Source organism: Microbacterium sp. (assembly GCF_030149085.1).
In the GTDB taxonomy this organism is placed as follows: Bacteria; Actinomycetota; Actinomycetes; order Actinomycetales; family Microbacteriaceae; genus Microbacterium.
The window spans coordinates 1-2,693 of record NZ_JASBSF010000111.1 but is presented as its reverse complement, the minus strand read 5'-3'; the positions used below and the strand labels follow the sequence as shown (position 1 = coordinate 2,693).

General features: G+C 66.7%; 3 protein-coding genes. 2 read left to right on the top strand and 1 reads right to left on the bottom strand.

The window, feature by feature from the left end:
• Positions 1-633: ATP-binding cassette domain-containing protein (locus tag Q1V87_RS04640; RefSeq protein WP_300591047.1), on the top strand; the 633-nt coding region annotated here is incomplete at its 5' end.
• Positions 630-1,490 carry an ABC transporter permease gene (locus Q1V87_RS04635; protein ID WP_300591046.1) on the top strand — a complete coding sequence of 287 codons (861 nt, stop codon included), beginning with the start codon at positions 630-632 and terminating at the stop codon, positions 1,488-1,490. The genes Q1V87_RS04640 and Q1V87_RS04635, both read left to right, overlap by 4 nt.
• Here Q1V87_RS04635 and Q1V87_RS04630 read toward each other — a convergent pair.
• A complete protein-coding gene (locus Q1V87_RS04630; protein WP_300591045.1) occupies positions 1,480-2,517 on the bottom strand; it encodes an endonuclease/exonuclease/phosphatase family protein in 1,038 nt (345 codons plus the stop codon). The genes Q1V87_RS04635 and Q1V87_RS04630 overlap by 11 nt on opposite strands.
• Positions 2,518-2,693: the final 176 nt, after the last annotated feature.

Genomic DNA, 2,693 nt, shown 5'->3' with positions numbered 1-2,693 from the left:
TCAGCCCAGCGGGCGCGCGAACTTATCGAGCTGTTCGATCTGGTGGATGCCCAGAACCGGCCCGTCAAGGGATTCTCGGGCGGGATGCGGCGCCGGATCGACCTGGCCGGTGCGCTCGTCATCAATCCGCCGGTCCTCTTCCTCGATGAACCGACGACGGGGCTCGACCCGCGCAGCAGGCTCGCGCTGTGGGACGTGATCGAGACGCTCGTCGCCGGCGGCACGACAGTGCTCCTGACCACGCAGTACCTGGAGGAGGCAGACCGCCTCGCCGACTCGATCTCGATCATCGACAACGGACGCGTGATCGCGAAGGGCACCGCTGACGAGCTGAAGTCCTCGGTCGGTGGCCAGCGGATCGCGGTGAGCCTCGTGAGCGAGAGCGACGCCGACGCGATGCGCGAGATCCTCTCGCGCTACGGCTCGGGGCCGGTCGCATCGGACGGCGCGCGCGGCCTCGTCGTTCCGGTCAGCGACGGAGCCGACGCTCTCTCGCGCATCATGACCGACACCGCTGCTGCCGGGGTCGAACTGCACGATGCCGGGATGCGCAGGCCCACGTTGGACGACGTCTTCCTGCAGTTGACGGGCCATGCCGCCGAGCAGACCACGGACGAGGAGGAAGCGGCATGAGCACCGAGGTCGCACGCACGACGGGGTCGTCCAGCACAACACTGCAGCCCCGGCCCGGTACGGCGTTCAGTCGGTTCCTCTCAGACGGCTACGTCACCACCTGGCGCAACGTGAAGAAGCTGACCCGAGTTCCCGACATCTTGATCTTCACCCTCATCCAGCCGATCATGTTCGTGCTGTTGTTCACGTTCGTCTTCGGTTCGTCGATTCAGGTTCCGGGCGAGAGCTACACGTCGTTCCTCATGGCGGGAATCTTCGCGCAGACCATCGTGTTCGGCTCGACATACTCGGGCTCGGCGATGGCCCAAGACCTCAAGGACGGCATCATCGACCGCTTCCGCACCCTGCCGATGAGCGGGTCGGCAGTGCTCATCGGACGGACGGTCGGCGACCTCGTCATCAACGTTCTCTCCCTGATCGTCATGATGCTCACCGGCCTCGTCGTGGGGTGGCGCGTCGAGTCATCTCCCCTCGAGTTCATCGCGGGAGTAGCGCTGCTGCTGGTCTTCGCCTACGCGCTCTCGTGGGTGCTGGCGTTCCTCGGGCTGATCGTGCGAAGCCCCGAGGTCATCAACAACGCCTCGTTCCTGATCCTGTTCCCCCTGACCTTCATCTCCAACGCGTTCGTGCCGAGCGAGAACCTCCCCGGCCCGCTTCGGGTAATCGCCGAATGGAACCCGGTCTCGGCCCTCGTGCAGGCGGCCCGGGAGTTGTTCGGCAACGCCCCCAGCGGCAGTGCAACAACTGACGCCTGGCCGTTGCAGCATCCGGTGATCTACGTGCTGCTGATCACCATCGTGATGCTCGTCGTATTCGTTCCACTGTCGATCCGGCGCTTCGCTTCGCTCAGCCGCTGACGCCTCGGGCAGAGTCACAAAGGGCCCAGTTCGCGATGACCGCCCGGTGGTCGCTTCCCTCGATGTAGGCACTGTCCCACCCCGTGGGAGCCGCGCCGCGCGCGAGGACGTGATCGATGGCCGTGAACGCCGGCACCGGCTTCTCCTGCGGCCAGGTCGGCCACGGGATCGGGCCCGCCGCCTGAGCAGCTGTCGCAAGGCCGGCGGTCACTCGCCGGAAAACGGGGTGCGAGAACGACGAGTTGAAATCGCCCGCGATGACCAGACGCGGATCGCTCGTGGCCTGGATCCACTCATCGATTGCGGTCACCGCCTCGTACCAGTCTCCGGGCTGGCCGACCGGTGGCGGCGGGTGCACGGCGGCGACGCGAACTGCCGATCCGTCCGGAAGAGCCGCGACGGCGCTGACCTGCTCGAACACGCTCCCCGGGATGTCCGCCTCGGCGCTGAGGGGATAGGCAGAGAGAATCACGCTTCCCTTGTATGCGTTGGTGCTCACCTGCTTTGTCCGGTAGGGCAGCGTCTCGGCCAACCCTTGGCCGTGCAGGATCTGGCCGATCAGGTGCTCGTCAGTCTCGACGAGGATGACCACGTCGGCTCCCGCGTCTCGGATCAGATCGGCGAGCTGCCGCGGATCCGCACCGGCGAACTTCGCGTTGAAGGAGAGCACTGTCAACGGCGTCGACCCCGTGCAGTCACCCGCGCCCGTGGCAGCCGGGTTGAGCACCGGAAGCACCGAAAGCACGGCGCCGGCCACGAGGACGGTCGCCCCGATCCACGCACGGGAAACCGCTGCGACGACCGCGACCACGAGAAGGCCGAGTGCTCCCGCCGGCAGAAGCGACTGCGCGATGGGGATCAAGCCCCCAGCAGGCAGATCCAGATGTGGCAGCACCACCGCCGGAACCGCAAGAACAACCGCGATCACGATCCACACGAGCGAGCGCCGCGATAAGAGGCGCCGCCGCCGATCACGACCCTTGGGCGACACCGGGTCGGGGGAGTCAGCGCGCCCGTCGACAGTCACCGGGCAAGTAGATCATCCGCCGGTCCACGAATCCTGCGAATCGCATCCTCGGCGCGAGCACGTCATCCGCGCGAACGGTCGGCCCCCAGAGCCGCGAGCAACTCGCCGACTGCGTGGTCGCTTTCCACGGGATGCCGAAGGGGAAGGTCACTCACGCACTGATAGGTGTTGCGCCG